The 20,866-nt window shown below is 59.4% G+C and carries 18 protein-coding genes and 1 pseudogene; 10 read left to right on the top strand and 9 right to left on the bottom strand.

Going from position 1 to position 20,866, the window contains the following annotated elements:
- Positions 1-1,494, top strand: coding sequence for an N-acyl-D-amino-acid deacylase family protein (locus ACNA0I_RS16335; protein WP_415807184.1), 1,494 nt, complete (start codon positions 1-3; stop codon positions 1,492-1,494).
- Complete coding sequence (locus ACNA0I_RS16330) at positions 1,491-1,904, top strand: RidA family protein (protein ID WP_415807051.1); 414 nt, start codon at positions 1,491-1,493, stop codon at positions 1,902-1,904. The genes ACNA0I_RS16335 and ACNA0I_RS16330 overlap by 4 nt, the downstream gene beginning before the upstream one ends.
- A gap of 10 nt (positions 1,905-1,914) precedes the next feature.
- On the opposite strand, the gene lolA is transcribed toward ACNA0I_RS16330, so the two are convergent.
- Entirely contained in the window at positions 1,915-2,562 is a 648-nt protein-coding gene (gene lolA / locus ACNA0I_RS16325) for an outer membrane lipoprotein chaperone LolA (RefSeq protein ID WP_415807050.1), read from the bottom strand.
- Positions 2,562-4,922 (bottom strand): DNA translocase FtsK, encoded by a 2,361-nt coding sequence (locus ACNA0I_RS16320; RefSeq protein WP_415807049.1) that lies wholly within the window; start codon positions 4,920-4,922, stop codon positions 2,562-2,564. Before ACNA0I_RS16320 ends, lolA begins: the two co-directional genes overlap by 1 nt.
- 42 nt (positions 4,923-4,964) lie before the next feature.
- On the opposite strand from ACNA0I_RS16320, the gene trxB reads away from it, so the two are divergent.
- From trxB to ACNA0I_RS16305, 3 genes are all read left to right on the top strand, one after another.
- Positions 4,965-5,921, top strand: coding sequence for a thioredoxin-disulfide reductase (gene trxB, locus ACNA0I_RS16315; protein ID WP_415807048.1), 957 nt, complete (start codon positions 4,965-4,967; stop codon positions 5,919-5,921).
- On the top strand, positions 5,911-6,627 hold the full coding sequence (locus ACNA0I_RS16310; RefSeq protein WP_415807047.1) for a Smr/MutS family protein: 717 nt from the start codon (positions 5,911-5,913) through the stop codon (positions 6,625-6,627). The genes trxB and ACNA0I_RS16310 overlap by 11 nt, the downstream gene beginning before the upstream one ends.
- Before the next feature lie 75 nt (positions 6,628-6,702).
- Entirely contained in the window at positions 6,703-7,032 is a 330-nt protein-coding gene (locus tag ACNA0I_RS16305; RefSeq protein WP_415807045.1) for a DMT family transporter, read from the top strand.
- A gap of 85 nt (positions 7,033-7,117) precedes the next feature.
- Here ACNA0I_RS16305 and ACNA0I_RS16300 read toward each other — a convergent pair whose 3' ends face one another.
- The 4 genes from ACNA0I_RS16300 to icd all read right to left on the bottom strand — a co-directional run bounded on the left by ACNA0I_RS16300 (position 7,118) and on the right by icd (position 12,868).
- A complete protein-coding gene (locus tag ACNA0I_RS16300) occupies positions 7,118-9,199 on the bottom strand; it encodes a sodium:solute symporter family protein (RefSeq protein WP_415807044.1) in 2,082 nt (693 codons plus the stop codon).
- Entirely contained in the window at positions 9,199-9,477 is a 279-nt protein-coding gene (locus tag ACNA0I_RS16295; RefSeq protein WP_415807183.1) for a DUF4212 domain-containing protein, read from the bottom strand. The genes ACNA0I_RS16300 and ACNA0I_RS16295 overlap by 1 nt, the downstream gene beginning before the upstream one ends.
- Before the next feature lie 434 nt (positions 9,478-9,911).
- Complete coding sequence (locus tag ACNA0I_RS16290) at positions 9,912-11,048, bottom strand: porin (protein ID WP_415807043.1); 1,137 nt, start codon at positions 11,046-11,048, stop codon at positions 9,912-9,914.
- A 563-nt stretch (positions 11,049-11,611) separates the two neighbouring features.
- A complete protein-coding gene (gene icd / locus ACNA0I_RS16285) occupies positions 11,612-12,868 on the bottom strand; it encodes an NADP-dependent isocitrate dehydrogenase (RefSeq protein ID WP_415807042.1) in 1,257 nt (418 codons plus the stop codon).
- A 195-nt stretch (positions 12,869-13,063) separates the two neighbouring features.
- Between icd and ACNA0I_RS16280 the strand changes: the two genes are divergently transcribed.
- Positions 13,064-13,489, top strand: coding sequence for a DUF1841 family protein (locus ACNA0I_RS16280; RefSeq protein WP_094820078.1), 426 nt, complete (start codon positions 13,064-13,066; stop codon positions 13,487-13,489).
- 75 nt (positions 13,490-13,564) lie between these two features.
- On the opposite strand, the gene ACNA0I_RS16275 is transcribed toward ACNA0I_RS16280, so the two are convergent.
- Together ACNA0I_RS16275 and ACNA0I_RS16270 are read right to left on the bottom strand one after the other, a co-directional pair.
- Positions 13,565-13,927 (bottom strand): c-type cytochrome, encoded by a 363-nt coding sequence (locus ACNA0I_RS16275; protein ID WP_415807182.1) that lies wholly within the window; start codon positions 13,925-13,927, stop codon positions 13,565-13,567.
- A gap of 14 nt (positions 13,928-13,941) precedes the next feature.
- Entirely contained in the window at positions 13,942-14,283 is a 342-nt protein-coding gene (locus ACNA0I_RS16270) for a c-type cytochrome (protein ID WP_415807040.1), read from the bottom strand.
- Between the two features lie 153 nt (positions 14,284-14,436).
- Between ACNA0I_RS16270 and ACNA0I_RS16265 the strand changes: the two genes are divergently transcribed.
- Positions 14,437-15,309, top strand: coding sequence for an AAA family ATPase (locus tag ACNA0I_RS16265; protein ID WP_415807039.1), 873 nt, complete (start codon positions 14,437-14,439; stop codon positions 15,307-15,309).
- A gap of 1 nt (position 15,310) precedes the next feature.
- Positions 15,311-16,483 (top strand): vWA domain-containing protein, encoded by a 1,173-nt coding sequence (locus ACNA0I_RS16260; protein WP_415807038.1) that lies wholly within the window; start codon positions 15,311-15,313, stop codon positions 16,481-16,483.
- A 6-nt stretch (positions 16,484-16,489) separates the two neighbouring features.
- Here ACNA0I_RS16260 and ACNA0I_RS16255 read toward each other — a convergent pair whose 3' ends face one another.
- The gene (locus tag ACNA0I_RS16255) at positions 16,490-17,047 is read right to left on the bottom strand and encodes a GNAT family N-acetyltransferase (RefSeq protein ID WP_415807037.1); all 558 of its coding nucleotides are present in this window, start codon (positions 17,045-17,047) and stop codon (positions 16,490-16,492) included.
- A 268-nt stretch (positions 17,048-17,315) separates the two neighbouring features.
- Between ACNA0I_RS16255 and ACNA0I_RS16250 the strand changes: the two genes are divergently transcribed.
- Positions 17,316-20,081 (top strand): M16 family metallopeptidase, encoded by a 2,766-nt coding sequence (locus ACNA0I_RS16250; protein ID WP_415807036.1) that lies wholly within the window; start codon positions 17,316-17,318, stop codon positions 20,079-20,081.
- A gap of 300 nt (positions 20,082-20,381) precedes the next feature.
- Positions 20,382-20,819 (top strand): annotated as a pseudogene (locus ACNA0I_RS16245) (DUF4148 domain-containing protein); the annotation flags it as partial.
- Between the last annotated feature and the right edge of the window lie 47 nt (positions 20,820-20,866).

The following is a 20,866-nucleotide window of genomic DNA, read 5'->3' as shown; positions in this document are numbered from 1 at the left end:
ATGTATGACACCCTGATCCGCGGCGTGCTGGTGCTCGACGGTAGTGGCGCGCCCGGTATCCAGGCCGACGTGGCGCTGGCCGACGGCCGTATCGCCACGATTGACGGCCACGGCCATGCCCACAGAGCGCGCGAGGTCATCGACGGCACGGGCCTGGCCCTGGCACCCGGCTTCATCGATGTGCATACCCACGACGATACCAATGTCATCCGTACGCCTGACATGCTGCCCAAGCTCTCGCAAGGCGTGACCACCGTCGTGGTAGGCAACTGCGGTATCAGCGCCGCACCGGTCACGTTGCGAGGCCATCCGCCCGACCCGATGAACCTTTTGGGCAACCGCGAAGATTTCCTCTACCCGAGCTTTGCCGATTACACCCGCGCGGTGGCTGCGGCGCAGCCCACGGTGAACGTAGCGGCGCTGGTGGGGCACACGGCGCTACGCAACAACCACATGGATCGCCTGGATCGCCGTGCCACAGACAGTGAAATCGCCGCCATGCGCGCACAATTGCGCGAGGCGCTGCAACACGGCGCCATCGGCCTGAGCACAGGCCTGGCGTATGCCTCAGCCTTTCATGCCGACACCGCCGAAGTCAAAGCACTGGCCGAGGAACTGGACGCGTTCGGCGCGCTATATACGTCGCACCTGCGTTCGGAGTTCGCCGAAATCCTGCAAGCCATGGACGAGGCCTACGATATCGCCGCACATGCTCGCGTACCCCTGATCGTGTCGCATCTGAAATGTGCCGGCGCGGGCAACTGGGGCCGCAGCCACGAAGTCCTGGCCAGTCTGGATACGGCAAGCCGTTACCAGCCCATCGGCTGCGACTGCTATCCCTATTCCGCCAGTTCGTCCACGCTGGACCTCAAACAAGTCACTGACGAATTCGACATCGATATCACCTGGTCGAACTCGCATCCCGAAGCAGCCGGCCGCAAGCTGGCGGACATCGCCGCACATTGGCAGGTACCGCTGCACGAGGCGGCGCGCCGGCTGCAACCTGCCGGCGCGGTTTATCACGGCATGCAGGAAAACGATGTGCGTCGCATACTGGCGCACCGTCTGACAATGGTCGGCTCGGACGGTCTGCCGAATGATCCGCTGCCGCATCCCCGCCTGTGGGGCACATTTCCGCGTGTGCTTGGCCACTACGCTCGTCAGTTGAAATTATTTTCGCTGGAACAGGCGGTGCACAAAATGACCGGCCTGTCTGCCTCGCGCTTTGGACTGCACGAGCGAGGCCTGCTGCGCACTGGCTATCATGCCGACCTGGTGTTATTCGATCCGCACCGAGTCGCCGACCGCGCCAGCTATGCCGACCCCGAACAGACCGCCGTCGGGATCACGGCCGTATGGGTCAACGGCGTACTGTCGTATCGCGATGGCCAATTGACCGGCGCTCGCACGGGCCGCTGGCTACGACGCAGCGGCGACCTGCGCGCCGGATTTACTGCGTTTTCTTCTCTTTCCACTTCTCAGGAACAGCCATGAGCACGTCCCAAACTGCCGACACCAACGGCATCATTCGCTACGGTATTGCCGGAGGCACCGGCCAGGGTGATCAACATATGCCCTTCGCCCGTGCCGTGCAGGCCGACGGCTGGCTCTATGTATCGGGCCAGGTACCCATGCAAAACGGCGAAGTCATCGACGGCGGCATCGTCGCGCAGTCCCGCGTGGCCATCGGCAACGTGCTGGCCATTCTGGCCGAAGCCGGCTATGGCCCTGAACACGTCGTGCGTTGCGGTGTCTGGCTGGACGACCCGCGCGACTTCGCTGCCTTCAACAAGATATTTAAGGAACACTTCGGCGAGCATCCTCCTGCACGCGCCTGTGTGCAATCGCGATTGGTAGTGGATGCAAAGGTGGAGGTCGACTGCGTGGCGTATAAAAGACCTTGAGCCGCCGTCGCTACATCTTGACCACATCCACTCCCGCCGGCGGGGTAAAGCGAAACTCGTTAGCCGGCAAGGACGGATTGGATTGAATCTGGGAAAGCTCGACGCGCGTTGTCTGCCCAAACGAATCGAGCAGTTCGACTCGCGACGGGAGATTGCTTTGCATGCCGATGTCAACCTGTGCAAAGCCCGCATCGGCATTGCGCGGCTTGGCGCGCAGCCACTGCAGACCATCGCGGTCCGGCAGCGGCGTTACGTCGAAGGCTTGCTCCAGATCGCCTGAGCCAAACAAAATGGCGGCGGGCGACGTGCCAATCGCTTGATCCACCTGGCGCGTGGTCACCTGAGCCAGATCAGGATCATATTGGAACAGGCGTTGTCCATCGGACACGACCAGTTGCTCATAGGGCTGGCTCACCGCCCATTTGAACTTGCCGGGGCGCTGAAAGGCGAAATTGCCACTCTGCGCACGCTGAGCGCCACCTTGTGGCCCGGTGGTAGTTTGCGTGAATGTACCCGTCGCGCTGTTGACGTTCGCGACAAAGGCTTTTAATTGCGTGCGCGCATCGGCAGCCAGCGCAGCCAGGGGGCTGAGCGACAACCAGACGGCAGCAGTGGCCGTCGCAATGGCGACAGCCCAAGGACGACGTGAACCGAGCATCAGGCTTCCTCTTTGGACGGCACCAGGATTTCCCGATTACCGTTGGATTGCATTGCAGACACCATACCCGATTGCTCCATTTGCTCCAGTAACCGGGCCGCACGGTTGTAACCAATTCGCAGATGGCGCTGCACGAGCGAGATCGACGCGCGGCGATGCTTCAAGACAATCTCGCATGCCTGGTCATACATCGGATCGCTTTCGGCGTCGCTCATGCCCGTGACACTGCCCACGCCATCGCCCGTCTCACCCTCGAGAGCGCCCTCGAGCAAGCCTTCGATATAGTTGGGCTCACCCTGCGCCTTCAGGTGTTCGACCACGCGGTGAACCTCGTCGTCATGCACAAAGGCGCCGTGCACCCGCACTGGCAAACCTGTGCCGGGAGGCATGTACAGCATATCGCCCTGCCCCAGCAGCGTTTCCGCGCCCATCTGATCGAGAATGGTGCGTGAGTCGATCTTGGACGACACCTGGAATGCAATACGCGTGGGAATGTTGGCCTTGATCAGGCCCGTGATCACGTCCACGCTGGGACGCTGTGTCGCGAGAATCAAGTGAATACCGGCCGCCCGGGCCTTTTGCGCCAGGCGAGCGATGAGTTCTTCGATCTTTTTACCGACCACCATCATCAGGTCGGCCAGCTCGTCGATGACCACCACAATAGTGGGCAGCGGCGAGAGCGGCTCGGGCTGATCCGGCGTCAGCGAGAATGGGTTGGGAATCGGAGCCTCACGCTTGATCGCATCGCGGATCTTGGTGTTGTAGCCGGCCAGGTTGCGCACGCCCATTTTGCTCATCAGGCGATAGCGCTTTTCCATTTCGCCCACGCACCAGTTCAGCGCGTTGGCAGCATGGCGCATGTCCGTAACCACGGGTGCCAGCAGATGCGGGATGCCCTCGTAGACGCTCATTTCCAGCATCTTGGGATCGATCAGGATCAGTCGCGTGTCGGCCGCACCGGCTTTGTACAGCAGCGACAGGATCATGGCATTGATACCGACCGACTTACCCGAGCCTGTCGTACCGGCTACCAGCAAGTGGGGCATTTTGGCCAAATCAGCGACCACCGGATTACCGGCGATGTCCTTGCCCAGCGCCATCGTCACGACAGAGTGGCTGGCATGATAGGTCTGCGAGCCCAGGATTTCGGACAGCTTGACCATCTGACGGCGTGGATTGGGGAGCTCCAGCCCCATCAGGTTCTTGCCCGGGATGGTTTCCACCACCCGGATGCTGACCAGGCTCAACGCACGCGCCAGGTCTTTGGCCAGATTGACGATCTGGCTGCCTTTCACGCCGGTGGCTGGCTCAATTTCGTAACGAGTAATAACTGGTCCGGCCTGGGCCGCCACCACGGTCACGCTCACGCCAAAATCGGCGAGCTTCTTTTCGATCAGGCGAGACGTGAACTCGATGGTCTCGGCCGACACCGTTTCCTGGTTCTGCGTAGGAGGATCGAGCAGACTGATCGCGGGCAGATCGCCCTCGCCCGACGGCGGAGCGAACAAAGTCTGCTGCTTTTCCTTTTCGACCCGATCCGAGCGCGGCACCACCGTGATCGCGGGCTCGATGCGCACAGGTTGTTCGTGCGTCAGTTTTTCGTGCTTGGCTTCGACCTGCTCGGTACGGACGGCCTTGGCGACCTCACCGACCTTGCGGTCCTGACGGGCGGTATAGGACTCACGTATACGACGCATTACGCCCTCGAGCCAGGTGCCGACGCGCTCGGCCACATGCAGCCACGAGAATGAGAAAAACAGGCTCAGGCCAATCGCTATCAATACCAGCAGCGCCAGCGTCGCCCCCGTGAACCCCACGCCCTGCGCCAGGTTGCTGGCCAACATCTGGCCGATCACGCCGCCCGCCCCGCTTTCGCCGTCGGTGCCGCCCGGCAAATGCATGCCCCAGCTATACAGCCGTAATGCCTCGATCCCCAGCGAACCGATCAATACCAGGAAAAATCCGACGCCTTCTTCCCAGTGGACACGCGGCAGGACCTCGGGCTGCTTGCCATCGGCGCGCAGCTGGCTGGCCAGGCGGCGATAGCCGGCCCGCACTCGATGCAACAGCAACACCACCCACCACCAGGCAGAATACCCGAACAAATACAACAAAATGTCCGACAGATAGGCCCCGAACGTGCCTCCCCGGTTGTGAATCGCACCATTGGTCACAGAATGTGACCATCCCGGATCGGACGGCGACCAGGTGGCCAGCACCAGTGTCAGCCAGGCGGCCAGGGCGGCGAACAGAATCCAGCGAGCCTCGCGCAGCAACGCGGAAATACGCGTTTGCAGCGGCGAAGGGCCGTTACGGGTGTTGCGCGAGGCGCGCGGAGAAGCAGTTGAAATACGCGGCATAGGGCTCATTATAATTGGGCATCCCCTTAAAGATAATCATCTATGTCCACGCCCAAACACGCTAAAGTTTTGATACTAGGATCCGGCCCCGCCGGTTACACGGCTGCCGTCTATGCGGCACGGGCAAATTTGTCCCCCGTCCTGGTTACAGGTCTGGCCCAAGGCGGCCAGTTGATGACCACTACCGACGTCGATAATTGGCCTGCTGACGTCGACGGCGTACAAGGTCCCGACCTGATGCAGCGCTTTCAGCAGCATGCCGAGCGATTCAACACCGAGATGGTGTTTGACCATATCGCCAAGGTGGATTTGTCCAAGCGCCCCTTCACGCTGACAGGCGATACCGGCAATCTGTATACCTGCGACGCGCTGATTATTGCGACAGGCGCTTCGGCCAAATATCTCGGCCTGCCCTCTGAGGAATCCTTCATGGGCCGCGGCGTGTCGGGCTGCGCGACCTGCGACGGGTTCTTTTACCGCAACAAGGACGTCGTCGTGGTGGGCGGCGGCAATACCGCAGTCGAAGAAGCCCTCTACCTGTCCAACATCTGCCGCAAGGTCACCGTCATTCATCGCCGTGACAAATTCCGCGCCGAACCTATCCTGGTCGACAAGATGATGGACAAGGTCGCCAACGGCAATATGGAGCTCAAGCTGTTCCATACGCTGGACGAAGTCCTGGGCGACGATAGCGGCGTGACTGGCGTACGTATTCGCAGCACCGAAACCGGCGAAACCCAAGATCTGGACGTCATGGGCGCCTTCATTGCGATCGGCCATCAACCGAATACCGGCATTTTCGAAGGGCAACTCGAAATGAAAGACGGTTATATCGTGACCAAAAGCGGTCTGTCAGGCATGGCAACGATGACTTCGGTGCCCGGCGTTTTTGCCGCGGGCGACGTACAAGACCACGTCTACCGCCAAGCCATCACCAGCGCCGGCACGGGTTGCATGGCGGCTCTGGACGCACAGCGGTGGCTGGAGAATGCGCAATAGCAAAGGCGGCCTGGGTGATCTGAAACGTTTGCACCAGGCCTCGCAACAAGCCCGCGCGCGGGCCGAGCAGGCGACACGGGTTGCGCGCCAGGCGGCGCAGGCCCGTGCTGCGGACAGCGATCCCGACGCGTTCCGTCGTGCGACCAAGACCGTCACGCCACTCAAACAATCCGGGCGTCGCGTACCCGAGCCGGCCAGTCCTGCCGCTTCGCCTCAGCATGGGAAGCCCCCTGACGGACTTGCCCCGATCAGCGCTGCCGTTGCCATGCGCCGCGCAGCAGCCATGGGCGAGACACCTAACCGCGCCGATGCCGGTTTTTCTGATGGGGCCGAAGTCGCCCATCTGCTCTCGGAGGGCGGCACGGCTTTTGTGCGTGCTGACGCAGCGCCCGATACGGCTCGCAACCTGCGCCGAGGCCAATGGCCCGCCGGCGCAGAGTTGGATCTGCATGGCCTGCGTGTCGAGCAGGCTCGCCATGCCGTCCTGTCCTTTTTAGACGAATGCCTGGAACATGGCATCCGTTGCGTGCGCATCGTGCACGGCAAGGGCCACGGGTCGCAAGGCCTGGAGCCGGTACTCAAAGACAAAGTGCGTACCTGGCTGGTCCAGAAAGCCGAAGTCATGGCTTTTTCTCAAGCTTCGGAACGCGAGGGAGGTGCGGGGGCTTTGCTGGTCCTGCTGCGCCAGACCGGGGCCAGACGCTGATCAGAGCAATCCGGCAACGCCGCGCCTCGCGGCTTTCCTTTCCGGCCTGGTTGCCGGGTTTTCTCGGAATCAAACATGAAATGGGTTTATCTGGGCATCGCCATCGTGGCTGAAATCATAGCCACGAGCGCACTGAAAAGCTCCAGCAGTTTTACTCGGCTGGTTCCGTCCGTGATCACCGTGGCAGGTTATGCCGTGGCCTTTTACTTCCTGGCCTTGACCCTGCGCGAAATACCCGTCGGCATCGCCTACGCCATCTGGTCTGGCGTGGGCATCGTGCTGATTTCACTGGTGGGCGCGCTGTTTTTTAAACAGCACCTCGATGCACCGGCAATCCTGGGCATTGCGTTGATCATCGCGGGTGTGGTGATCATGAATGTGTTCTCGAAATCGGTCAGCCACTGACACGTGGCAACGGAGCGCAGATCCACGCGCCACGCCGCTCTCTGAACAATGGCATGGTCAAAGGGCTATTAAGCGCCTCGTGCGCTCACGGTGATGCGGGCGGCTTGCCATCCGGCTCACGCAAATACTGCACCAACATCGTCGTCGCCCGATCGGGCGGCGGCGTCAACAATGACACGACGATGATCGTCAAGAACGCCGCTGGCGCGCCGAATACACCTGCCGCAATCGGCTGAATCCCCCACCACAACTCCATCGGCTGGGCCCGGTCAATCCCGAACACCCACTCCCGCAGCCAAGGATGCGTGTGGGCCATATAAGTGAATGTCACCGCCAATCCGACGACCATGCCGAACGTCGCTCCCCATTTATTGGCCCGGCGCCAAAAGATGCCCATGACCAATGCGGGGAAAAACGATGACGCGGCGAATGAAAAAGCCGCCGACACCATAAACAGGATATCCGCAGGCTTGCGCGCCGCCACCCAAGCCGCGCCGAACGCCACGACCAGCAACAGTATTTTGGACACCATGACGCGACGCGCGGCCGACATACGTGGCGAGACCACTCGATACCACATATCGTGCGACAGGGAATTCGACAAAGTCAGCAACAGACCGTCGGCCGTCGACAGCGCCGCAGCCAATCCGCCAGCCGCCACCAACCCGGAAATCACATAGGGCAGGCCGCCGATTTCGGGCATGGCCAACACCACCACATCGGCGCCCATGCTGAGTTCGCCCAACTGCACCGTGCCATCGCGATTTACATCGACCAGATCAAGCAGATTGACGTCCACCGCACTCCAGGCATGCACCCAACTCGGTAACGACGCGAACTTCGACCCCACCACTTGCGTGTAGACCTCGTACTTGATCAGCAGCGCCAGCGCTGGCGCCATGAAATACAGCAGCAGGATAAATAGCAACGACCAGCACACCGAACGCCGCGCCTCGACGACCGACGAGGTGGTGTATGAACGCATCAAGATATGCGGCATGCCGGCTGTCCCCAACATCAGGCATAACACCAGCGCCAAGAAATTGGTGCGCATATCCTGCCGCTCTTGAGGATCTTTCGACGGGAAAGGCTCTGCATGAGGCACAGGCGGCGAGCCACGGGCCTCGTAAATCGCCCTGGCCTGCGACCAGGCGGCACGCGCTTCTTCGACACTCGCCGGATAGGTTTCGAGTTCGCGCTCCACCGTACGGATGTCGATCATGGGCGCGTTCGCGGCGGCCAACTGCGCCAGGCGGCTGCGCAACCGGTCTTTTTCTTGGGCCCATGATTGCGGCAGAGCCTGCAGCCGCTGCGTCATTTCATCGGCCCGCGCTTTCCATAATTGCCGTACCTGCAACTCGGACACATCCTTGCCCATTTGCGCTTCGCGCTCGGTGATTTCTTGCAGCACCTTTCCCGCCGACAGCTGCGGCAGCGGCATATCTGTGTGTTTCATCGACAACCACACGACGGGCACCAGATACGCCACCACCAGGATGATGTATTGGCCGACTTGCGTCCACGTCACCGCACGCATGCCCCCCAGGAAGGAACACACCAACATGCCGCCCAGCGCGACAAAAATGCCGAGCTCGAACGAAATACCGGTCATACGGGTCGTGATGATCCCTACACCGTAAATTTGCGCGACCAAATACGTAAACGAGCACAGCACTGCGCACGCCACCCCGGCCAGGCGCGCCAGATTACCGCCATAACGGGCGCCCATGAAATCAGGGATCGTGTATTGACCGAACTTGCGCAGGTATGGCGCCAGCAACAGCGCTACCAGCACGTAGCCCCCTGTCCATCCCATGATGTACGCCAACCCGCCATATCCCGTCAGGTATAGCGTTCCAGCCACACCGATGAACGAGGCCACCGACATCCAGTCGGCCGCCGTTGCCATACCGTTATAAACCGCCGGGACGCGGCGGCCCGCCACGTAGTATTCGACCTGATCGGACGTCCTGCACACAATGCCGATACCGGCGTAGAGACTGACCGTGACCAGCAGGAAAACATAGCCAATCCAGTCGCGTGCCATGCCGGCAACCTCGGCTAACGCCAGCAACACAATCAGCAGGGCGAAACCCGCGGTATACAGCACGTAAATGCGGCGCAGCCGGATCTTGAAGTCGCGTGCGTTATCTCCGGAAAATGGCATCAATTGCCCCGCTCGCCATCACTGCGAGCCTGTGCATCGGCCCGATTCATCAGGCGAGCATAGATACCTATCAGCACCAGATAAGACAACGGCGCCCCATAGGCAGCCATCCAGAACGCAAATGGCCAGCCGATGAAATCAAACGACAGCTCACGAGCGAAATAAGCAGGAAGAAACGTCAACGCCATCCAACAGAGGAGGAGCACGCCGGTCAAGATCAGATTGCGCCGCCAATAGCGCCGCATCGCAGGGGGAGTGGAACTCGGGGAATCCGGCATATTATTCATTGGTATCCACGTTGCCGCAGTCTGCCCATTTTGCAACATCTGGCGTTCGGAGCGCTATATGCGACAACGGNCGGCACCTGATGGTGCNGGCCGTTGTGCGTTTTGCTCTTATTAGGGTACTGCCAGTTATTTATACCGGTGCCGCCGGTTGCCCTTTGTGGGCTATTTGTCTCCTCACCTGCATGAACATGATTGTGCACCATGACCGGGATTGTCACACTAGGGGAATGCCCTAAGGTGGCGCAAATACATCTCCATGTTTGCACCGATACGGTGCATTTTAGAGGAGAAAATCATCCAGAACCGTCGGCCTTGTTTTCCCGTGAAAACCGCTTTCGAAGATAAAAAAAAGCCACCTACAAAGTAGGTGGCTAAGAACAAGGTGCCCCGACTCCGCTCGGAAAAGGGCAACCCGTACCTAGATCTTAGAAGCGGTGACGGATACCAACGCCAACGGTCAGCGCCTTGTTGCCGTCTACGAAGTCAGCAGCGTCAGCATACGAAGCGACCGAATACAGGTTGGTGCGCTTGGACAAGTCGTAGGTGTAGCCCAGGCTGTAGATGTCCATGGCTTCCAGACCCTTGTTAGGATCAGCACGTTGCCACGAAGCGAAGACGTTGCTGGCACCGCCGATCGGAGCGCTGACACCGACCAAGTACGAGTTGATCTTCAGACCGTCCCAGGTGAAGGCGTCGTTCGTGCCGCCTTGGCCCTTGGCGGGGGTGTTGGGATTGCCCAGACCGCCCATCACGTCAAAGTCTTGACCAGCGAACACGCCGTCGGAGGTGCGGCCATAGGCCAACGCCAGCTTCAGCACTTCGAAGTCATACGAACCGCCAATGATGAATTGCTTCGGTTGCGGTTGGCTCGGGTACAAGAACTGTTGGTCGTACGTCAAAGCGACGTTCAACGGACCATTCGCGTAACGAACACCTGCGGTGATCGCACGGCTGTTGTCGCCAGTCTTGAATTCGCCCGGACGCTCTTCGTCATCCACGTTGAACGAATAACCGATACCGGCTTGGAAACCGCTGAACGACGGGGTTTGGTACATGACCATGTTGTCGTAGCGAACGGTGTTGGCGGCGCTGAACGCCGTACCCATCGTCGAGTTCAAGTAGCTGAGCGAGAACGGATCGATGCTGGCAAAGTACTTGGAAGCGATGTTGGTTTGGCGACCCAAATCAATTTGACCCCAAGATTCGCTGCGCAGACCGATGGTGGCTTGACGACCGAACAGACGGCCACCTTGAGCGCTGTTACCATTGCTGGCACCGAAACCGCTTTCCAGCACGAACACGGCTTGCAGGCCATCGCCCAGATCTTCGGTACCACGCAGACCCCAGCGCGAGCCGCTCTGGATGCCGTTGGTCATACCGATACGAGACTGGTAGTTACCGCCGTACAAAGCACGGTTGCTGTCTTCAGTGCCAACCTTGTTGCGTTGATAGGTGATACCCACGTCGATCAAACCGTACAAGGTCACTTGCGTTTCAGCGTACGCAGTGCCGGCCATGCCGGCGAGGATCGCGCCAGCCAGCAGAGTTTTTGTTAGTTTCATATCCTCATCCCGATCAGTAGAGAAAGCCGCTAGTCCCCACCCGTGGAGACCGCCAGAACCCATACCTTAGGGAAACGTTTTGTCCACCCCAAAACCAGGAACTACACAAAGAATCCAAATATTTCTTACATAACGATTAATTCGTTGTTTTTTAAGGAAATTGTGGATTTCAAATAAATCATTAAGTTACTTAAGACACATTTAGAAATCGAGCCTTTATTGCGTGTTAACAACAACCATGGGGTGACATAGTCCGACTTATGAGGTCGCTTTGCGCAAGAACTCGAATTTTCGGGTTGAGCCTATTTAGAGTGCAGATGTTGCCGAATAAGGGGAGTTTTTGGCTAAATATGTCCGGGTAATAACTCATGACATGACACATCGAATCGCAAAGATTCGCAATAAATGCCCTCTCTCACCCCAAAATCGTCACCATCTGACAGGATTTGCTCATGTCGATGAAGACCTGGTGGACAACCATGTTATGGAACAAAAAAACCGCCCAAAGGGGCGGTTTTTCATGAAGATCCAAACCGCGAAACCATGGTTTCGCGAATAGCGCTTCACATATGGTCGATCATCACTTGACCGAAACCGGAGCACGAAACCTGGGTCGCGCCCTCGAGCAAACGGGCAAAATCATAGGTGACGTGCTTGGACAGGATCGATTTCTCCATACTGGAAATGATCAGATCGGCGGCCTCGACCCAGCCCAGATGACGCAGCATCATTTCAGCGGATAAGATCTCTGAACCCGGATTGACGTAGTCTTTGCCGGCGTACTTGGGCGCAGTGCCATGCGTCGCCTCGAACATGGCCACCGAGTCAGACAGGTTGGCCCCCGGCGCGATGCCGATCCCGCCGACCTGCGCGGCCAAGGCGTCGGAAATGTAGTCACCGTTCAGATTCAGTGTGGCAATAACGTCGTACTCGGCCGGCCGCAACAGGATCTGTTGCAGAAAGGCGTCGGCAATGGAGTCCTTGATGGTGATTTCCCGGCCCGTCTTCGGGTTTTTGAATTTGCACCACGGACCGCCGTCGATCAGTTGCGCGCCGAATTCCTTTTGTGCCAACGCATAGCCCCAGTCACGGAAGCCACCCTCGGTGAACTTCATGATGTTGCCCTTGTGCACCAGCGTGACCGATGCCCGGTCATTATCGATCGCGTATTGAATGGCCTTGCGTACCAGGCGTTCGGTGCCTTCGCGCGACACGGGTTTGATGCCGATAGACGAAGTATTGGGAAAACGGATCTTCTTGACACCCAGCTTGGTCTGCAGAAACTGAATCAGTTCTTTGGCCTGCTCGCTGTCCGCCTCGTATTCGATCCCGGCGTAGATGTCTTCCGAGTTTTCGCGGAAGATCACCATATCGGTCTTTTCCGGCTCACGTACGGGCGAAGGCACGCCCTTGAAATAACGTACCGGGCGCAGGCAGACATACAGATCGAGCTGCTGGCGCAGCGCCACGTTCAGCGAGCGGATCCCGCCTCCCACCGGTGTCGTCAACGGTCCTTTGATTGACACCACATAATCTTTGACCACATCCAGCGTTTCATCAGGCAGCCACACATCCGGCCCGTAGACCTTGGTGGCCTTTTCGCCAGCGTAGACCTCCATCCAGTGGATTTTGCGCTTGCCGCCGTAGGCCTTTTGAACTGCAGCATCCACGACCTTGATCATCACGGGCGTAATGTCCGCCCCCGTACCGTCACCCTCGATGTAGGGGATGATGGCCTGATCAGGTACGTTCAGGGAAAAATCAGCATTGACCGTGATTTTCTGGCCCGCAGAGGGAACCTTGATATGTTGGTAGGACATGAATGCTCCTGTTGCTCCTGGGGGTTGCTCGCTCGCCACCAGATCGCAGCGGCCAGCATGATTATCGCCAGCCACCGAGCCAGACGGCGGACCGTAGCTCATTCTAGCGCCCATTCTGACGCCCGTGCGGAGGGATGAAATCCCGCAGGCGTAAAATGAAGACTTTCCTTTCTGTCTCTACAGACGTTACGTCACATGTTCAACCCGTCCCGGGATCAAGTCCGCGAGTTCTTTATCGAAACCTGGCGCAAACACCGTGCCAATGAAATTCTGACGCCATTGGAATCGATGGCGCTGGACTGGATCATTGAGCACCCCGAATATCACGGCGATCTGGAACACCCCGAGGCCATGACGGCGGAGTATCCGGTCGAAAAAGGCCGCACGAATCCGTTTCTGCATCTGTCGATGCATTTGGCCATCGCAGAGCAGTTGTCCATCGATCACCCGCGCGGAATCCGTGCCGCCTACCAGAAGCTGGTCGCGCGCAGCGACGCGCATCAGGCCGCACACGACATCATGGACTGTCTGGGCCAGGTCGTCTGGGAAGCCCAGCGACTTGGCACTGAACTCGATAGTGATGTCTACATCGACCTGATTCGTCAACGCGCAGAGCGTTAACGGCCGCCGTCAACGACGGCGACCATAACCCTCAACAGAAATCAACCGGGCAGGTGCGGCGATACCTGGCGTGCTTTATTTGCGCACACCGAGATCGCTGGGCTGCGCGGACAGCCACTGCGCCACGTGTTCGATGTCCTGATCCGACAACTGCGCCGCAAAAGCCCCCATGATGGGATTTTTACGTACGTTGGCCGTAGCGGCCGTGCCGGCGGCACCTCGCCTGTAGGCCTTTAGCGCATGGATAAGATAATCCTCGTGCTGCCCTGCCAACACAGGATAGGCCGGGTCAACGGATGTCTTGGCATCGGCGCCATGACACGAGGCGCAGTTGAACTTATCGAATACCGCTTTACCGGCGGCCAGATCCTGGGCCTGCACACCGCCACTGGCGGCGGCCAGCATAGTCCCTGCCAAGATCAACGTATAGCGTTTCATCATGTGCCCTCGCATCACTTGAGATTAGAGTAATAGGCGGCCAGATCAGCAATGTCCTGGTCGCTCAGGCTGCCCGCGATGGCATCCATGGTCGGATGGCTGCGCGCGCCTTTTTTGTACTCATTGAGGGCGGCTTCGATGTATTTGGCGTTCTGGCCAGCAATCATCGGCACATGATAGAGCTCGGGAAAACTGGCTTTGTAGCCAGGAATGCCATGGCACCCGATGCACATGGACACTTTGCTTTTGGCGTTCTGGATATTGCCAGTCGGTGCTGCCTCGGCAGCAGCCGCCTGACCAGCGATCGCACAGGACACCACTACAACCAGCGAGGACAGAAAGGTTTTCAACTTCATTGGAATGGCTCTTTGTAAGGCTGAAAACTGTGCTCGGGATGAGCGGCCGGGCCTGAACCCAGCTACAAACCCGGTCGATTGTACGATAATTGTCGTTGAGCCATACTAACCCACGCGCGGACATGCTCCGCCCTTCTTTCGCTGCCATCGCCTATGTCCGCTGCCCAGAGTCCCGCTGCATCCCGCTTCGAAGGAACCGACCGCTACGTCGCGACCGACGATCTCAAATTGGCCGTCAACGCGGCACTGACGCTGCAACGCCCCTTGCTGATCAAGGGCGAACCCGGCACCGGCAAGACCATGCTCGCCGAAGAAGTCGCGCTGGCGCTGGGACGCCCGCTGCTGCAGTGGCACATCAAGTCCACGACCAAGGCGCATCAAGGCCTGTATGAATACGACGCCGTATCGCGCTTGCGCGACTCGCAGCTCGGCGACGAAAAGGTGCGCGACATCCGCAACTACATCGTGCAAGGCACGCTATGGCAGGCCTTTGACGCGCCCGAGCCCGTGGTGCTGTTGATCGACGAGATCGACAAGGCGGATATCGAGTTTCCCAATGACCTGCTGCGCGAACTCGATCGCATGGAATTCCATGTTTACGAAACGCGTCAAACCATTGCCGCACGCCACCGGCCGCTGGTGATCATCACCTCGAACAACGAAAAAGATCTGCCTGACGCCTTTCTGCGCCGCTGCTTTTTCCACTATATCCGCTTCCCGGATCGCGAAACGATGCGCGACATTGTCGACGTGCATTTTCCTGATCTGAAGCAAGACGTCTTGCGTGCAGCGCTGGACACGTTTTTCGCCCTGCGCGAAGCCCCCGGGCTGAAAAAGAAGCCGTCCACCTCCGAGCTGTTGGACTGGCTGCGCCTGCTGTTGGCCGAAGGCGCAACGGCCTCGCAAATCGAAGCGCACGCTGCAGCCTCCGTCCCGATGATGGCGGGTGCACTGCTCAAAAACGAACAGGACGTGCAGTTGCTGGAACGTCTGGCGGCCATGACTCGCGGCAACACCCGGCGCTGACATGCTGATCGACTTCTTCTACCATCTGCGCGCGCACAAGCTGCCAGTGTCGGTCAAGGAATACTTGACGCTGCTGGAAGCCCTGCAGCACCAGGTCATGTCGCCCACGCTCGATGACTTTTATTTCCTGGCGCGCACTGCACTGGTAAAAGACGAGTCGCTCTACGACCGTTACGATGCCGCTTTTGGCGCCTACTATCGCGGCATTGAGGCGGCGTTGCCCGCCGACAAGGACATCCCGCTCGACTGGCTGATCAAGCAATTCGAAAAAAGCCTGACGGCCGAAGAAAAAGCCGCGATCGAAAAGCACGGCTGGGACAAACTGATGGAGCTCTTCAAAGAGCGCCTCGAGGAACAAAAGGAACGCCATGCCGGCGGCAACAAATGGATCGGCACAGGCGGCACGTCCCCTTTTGGCAATAGTGGCTATCACCCCGAAGGCATTCGCGTAGGCGGCGATTCCGCCGGCAACCGCACTGGCGTGAAAGTCTGGGACATGCGGCAGTTTCGCGACTACGACAATCAAATCGAACTGGGCACGCGCAATTTCAAAGTCGCATTACGGCGGCTGCGCCGTTTTGCACGCGAGGGCGCAGAACTGGAACTGGATCTGGACGACACCATCACCAGTACGGCACGCAATGCGGGCCACCTCGATTTACGGCTCGTACCCGAACGCCATAACACGGTCAAAGTCCTCATGCTGTTGGATGTCGGCGGCAGCATGGACGACCATATCGCGCGCGTCGAAGAGCTGTTTTCTGCAGCGCGCAGCGAGTTTCGCAATCTGGAGGTCTATTACTTCCATAACTGCCCTTACGAAACGCTGTGGCAAAACAACCGTCGGCGCAACAGCGAACGCTTTGACACCTGGGACGTGCTGCGCAAATACAACCCCGATTGGCGGCTGATCATCGTGGGCGACGCCACCATGAGTCCGTACGAGATTCTGCAACCAGGCGGCTCGGTCGAGCATTACAACAAAGAACCTGGCGCAGTCTGGCTGCGGCGATTGCTTGATACGTGGCCCAAGGCCGCGTGGCTCAACCCCGAGCCCACGGCATCGTGGCAATACCGTCAGTCCATCGCACTGCTGCGCGACATCATGCAACAGCGCATGTACCCGGTGACGGTAGCCGGCCTGGAACAGGCGATGCGGCAGTTATCGAAATGATTCCGCTCAACCGTCAACGGGCTCGACGGGCGTATCCAGAATCAACTGGTAAAACGCGAGATCCAGCCAGCGACCGAACTTGAACCCTGCGTGCCGTATCGTCCCGGCATGCACGAAGCCGAGTTTTTCATGCAGCCTGATACTGCCCGCATTCGTGGCGTCAATGCCACCGACCAGCACATGCAGTTGCGCCTGCCGGGCGCGATCGATCACGATACGCATCAGGGCTTCGGCCAGCCCTCTTCCACGAAAACGGCTCTCGACGTACACCGAGTGCTCTACCGTATATTTGTTGGCAGGATAGGCGCGAAACGAGCCGTAACTGGCAAAGCCCATCAACTCGCCTGCCTCGTTTTCAAAGCCGACAACAGGGAAGCCGCCCGCCGCTTTCGCCTGAAACCACGCCTGCATCGAGGTCAAGGTGCGCGGCTTGTAGTCGTACAAGGCCGTCGAGGTCAGGATCGCGTCATTGAAAAGTTCCAGGATGGCCGCAGCGTGGCGTTCGTATGAACACTCGACCAACGTGGCGCCAACAGGCAACGCAGGAGACAGGAGGGGATTCATTGGAAAGTCCGGGGGCTCGCCTTTCTGGGTGAAAGACGACATACATATCGGCCTTGAGCCGGGCTAGACGCCATACTGATTCGGGCAAATTATAACGGCGAGGTTTGCAGGGCCGCTCAGACCGCAGAGCAACGCAACTCGTACAACGGCATACCCTGCACTGTCAGCCAGTCTTATATGGAACTACGCAATTCGATTCCCCCGTGGCGATAGGAACCATCCGTTGCGTATACACTCCAACGACTTTCGCCCGTTATGGATGCTTGCTATGCGTTTTTCGTTTTCGGGGCTATTCGCCCGCTTGAACGCCCTGCTGGTCACGTCCTTTCTCGCCTTTCAGGCGGGGGCCGCGCCCACTCCCGCCGGGATCACGGAGATCACCTCTGTCGAGGGCATCACGGAATACCGGCTATCCAATGGCCTGCGCGTGCTGCTGGCGCCGGATGCCTCCAAGCCCACCACCACGGTCAACATGACCTATCTGGTCGGGTCGCGCCAGGAAAACTACGGCCAGACCGGGATGGCGCACTTGCTGGAACACATGCTGTTCAAGGGCACGCCCACCACCCGTAATGCCCTGGGCGAGTTCTCCCGCCGCGGCCTGCAGGCCAACGGCTCGACCTCGAGCGATCGCACCAATTACTTTGCCAGCTTTGCGGCAAACCCCGAGACGCTGAAATGGTATCTGGGCTGGCAGGCCGACGCCATGGTCAACTCCTTGATTGCCAAGGAAGATCTCGACTCTGAGATGACCGTGGTGCGCAACGAAATGGAAAGCGGCGAAAACAATCCCTTTCGCGTGCTGATGCAAAAAATGCAGGCCGCTGCCTACCAGTGGCACAGCTATGGCAAGAGCACCATTGGCGCGCGCTCCGATGTGGAAAATGTCGACGTCGGTCAACTGCGCGCCTTCTATCACGAGTATTACCAGCCCGATAACGCCGTCCTGATCGTTGCCGGCAGCTTCGACCCGCAAACAACGCTGGAGGCGATCAGCGAAACCCTGGGCAAACTGCCCAAGCCCGAACGCAAGCTGCCGCCGGAATACACCGTCGAGCCGGTTCAGGACGGCGAGCGCGCCGTGACCCTGCGACGCGCGGGCGGCACGCCGCTGGTGGCCGCGATGTACCACATCCCCGCGGCCGGCAGCCCCGACTACATCCCGTTCGATCTGGCCGCGACCATCCTGGCCGATACCCCGTCGGGCCGCCTGTACCAAGCCCTGGTGCCGACCAAGTTGGCCGCGGAGGTCTTCGGTTTCACCATGGATCAACACGATCCCGGTGTCGCCATGTTCGGCGCCCAGTTGCAGCCCGGCATGGATCAGGACAAAGCCCTTCAAACCCTCACCTCGACCCTGGAATCGCTGGATAAAAAGCCCTTTACCCAAGAGGAACTGGATCGCGCCCGCAGCAAGTGGCTGACCGCATGGCAACAACTCTATGCGGACCCAGAGCAAATCGGCGTCGCGCTGTCAGAGGCCATCGCGGGTGGTGACTGGCGCTTGCTCTTTTTGCATCGCGACCGTGTTCGTCAGGCCAAGCTCGCAGACGTACAACGCATCGCGAACGAGTATTTGACCGCCAGCAATCGTACCGAAGGCCGTTATATCCCGACGGAAAAACCCAAACGTGCACCGCAATTGGTGCGTGCAGACTTGGGCGCAGCACTGAAAGACTACAAAGGCGATGCCGACTTCAAGCAGGCCGATGTCTTTGATCCGTCGCCGGCCAACATCGACAAGCTGACGCAGCGCGACAGCCTGGAGCTGCCCAATGGCACCGTCCAACTGGCTTTGCTGCCCAAAACCACCCGCGGCGGGCGGGTCCAGGCCGAATTGCTCGTCCAGTTCGGCGATGCGGCCAGCCTGCGCGGCCAACGTATCAACGCCGCGGCCGTCGCCGATCTGCTCGAACGCGGTACGCCTACCCTGTCGCGCCAAGTGATTCAGGACCGTTTCGACGCGCTGCAAGCGCAGGTCTCGTTCAGCGGCTCCGGCACTGATCTGACTGTCTCGATGTCAGCCGCTGGCGAGCACTTGCCCGCGCTGATCAGCCTGGTGCTGGACGTCGTGCGCAACGCCAATTTCCCGGAAGCCGAAATCGAGGAATATCAACGTCAGGCACTGACCTCGATACGCAGCGCCATGACCGAACCCACAGCCTTGGCCTCGCGTGCGCTGGCGCGCCAGGACAACCCGTGGCCTGCCGACGACGTGCGCTATGTGCCTACCTTTGATGAGGCCCTGGCACAGACCGAAGGCATCAAGCGTGATGCGCTGGTGGCGTTTCACAAGCGGTTCTACGGCGCCGGCACGGTGAAGTTCTCCGCCGTCGGCGAGTTTGACGTCAACGCAGTCAAACAATCCCTGACCGAAGGGCTGAAAGGCTGGCAAAAGGCACCGGCGTACACCCGCCTGGATGATCCTTATCACGACATCAAAGCGCAGAACTTCGATATCGAAACGCCCGACAAGGCCAATGCCTTCTACATTTCGCGGCTGCCCCTCAAGCTGCAGGATACGGATCCGGATTTCCCCGCGCTTTATTTGGCTAATTTCCTGCTGGGCACCTCGGAAACCTCGCGCCTGTGGGACCGCGTTCGCGAAAAAGAAGGCCTGTCGTACAACGTACGCAGCAATCTGTCAGTGTCCTCGTACGAGCCTACGGGCAGTTGGACGGTCTATGCGATCTATGCGCCGCAAAACCGTGAGCGCCTGGAAACTGCCATCAAAGAAGAGCTCGCCCGCGCCGTGAAAGACGGTTTCACGGCCAAGGAAATCGAAGACGGCATCGCCGCCCTGCTGAACTATCGCAAACTGTCTCGCGCCCAAGACAGCGTGCTGGCCTCAGCCTGGGTCGACTACCTGAGTCGTGGCCGGACGTTCGAATGGTCCGCGCAATTCGACCAGAAAATCGAGGCACTCACCCCCGATTCGGTCAATGCCGCTTTGCGCAAATATCTGCAACCCTCGGCATTCAGCACTGCCGTGGCGGGGGACTTTGCCGCTCAGCAAAAAAAGAAGGCACCCTAGCTTTCTAAACCGGACACCCGTCTATATCGGAGTGTCTGTCTATCTGGGAACGCCGGCTCGATGCCGGCGTTTTTTATTGCCGGGACGTCCCAACACCATTTAGAAGAAGCGTCCGATTTCGCAGCCAAAGGCGCGCGATGAAATCCCTTACCATGGGCAACGGGAATACATTTCTCAGGCAGCCTGATCGTCTCCAGGCTAGGATAAGCGGCGAGACCCTCGTCATCACACGCCACGAGGCGCGAGACACGGAAAAGCCGCTGAATTGTTTTAAGGCCCAAGACAAATGGAGGTCACCCCATGAGACCCGTAACCTCAGGCCAGCCACTTCCGACCAACGTGGCAGACGCCGACATTGAGGCGCCCCCTCCCCCCGCCCGTGAGGCGCCCTCGGCTAGCCAGCTCCAGACACCTTCGCCCAATATCGAACCGAACAATATGCCCTTCCAAGGGGTTTACGGCCGGGTCGACCCCCGTGCCCCGACCCGCGCAGAGGTTCACGCGGAGGCGGTCCGAGCGAACAAGGCAGGCGAGATCCCTCGCGGCGAGCAGCCTTACCCCATGCCCCGTGCGTCCCCCGTTCCCGGCAAAAGTCGGCAGCAGGTCATCGCTGAGCTCGCAGAGGCCAAAGCAGCCGGCCAAGTCACTTACGGTGAACAAGAGTATCCCGTATCGGCAGTTTCATCAGCCCCTGGCAAGACCCGTGAACAGGTACGCGCCGAATTGAACGAGGCCAAGNCCGCCGGCCTGGTGACCTANGGCGAACAAGANTACCCGGCGACACC

Origin of the sequence: Bordetella muralis (assembly GCF_965139205.1) — a bacterium.
GTDB lineage: Bacteria > Pseudomonadota > Gammaproteobacteria > Burkholderiales > Burkholderiaceae_B > Bordetella_A > Bordetella_A muralis.
The sequence above is the reverse complement of the archived record's forward strand: the minus strand, read 5'-3'. Positions and strand labels throughout refer to the sequence as shown.